The organism is Pseudomonas sp. 2822-17 (assembly GCF_002742485.1).
Taxonomy (GTDB): domain Bacteria; phylum Pseudomonadota; class Gammaproteobacteria; order Pseudomonadales; family Pseudomonadaceae; genus Aquipseudomonas; species Aquipseudomonas cyclaminis.
This window is the reverse complement of sequence record NZ_LJRZ01000665.1, coordinates 1-284: the sequence shown is the minus strand read 5'-3', so window position 1 is coordinate 284 and position 284 is coordinate 1. Positions and strand designations below refer to the sequence as shown.

1 protein-coding gene is annotated in these 284 nt (G+C 29.9%); it reads left to right on the top strand.

The window, feature by feature from the left end; translation table 11 throughout:
* Positions 1-284, top strand: a 284-nt coding sequence (locus tag AOA60_RS34895) for a prephenate dehydratase domain-containing protein (RefSeq protein WP_218240807.1), incomplete at both ends; no start/stop codon positions are given.

Here is a 284-nt window from a genome sequence, read left to right as displayed (position 1 = left end):
GTTTTAATAGTGCTCTGGATTCAGTTAAAAATAAACGGTCAGATTATGCAGTCATACCTGTAAAAACATCAAACTCAGGTTATGTTTCTGAGGTGATTGAATTACTTTCGTCTGATAATTGGAGTATTAAGCAAAAAACTGACCTTAAAACTCATCATTGTCTTATGGCTTTAAAAGGACAAGAATTAAATAATATAAAAACCGTTTATTCTCATCCAAAGGCACTTCAAGAATGTGAAATATTTCTTAGTCAATTAAAAGTATCATTGGAAGAGTTTTTCAAT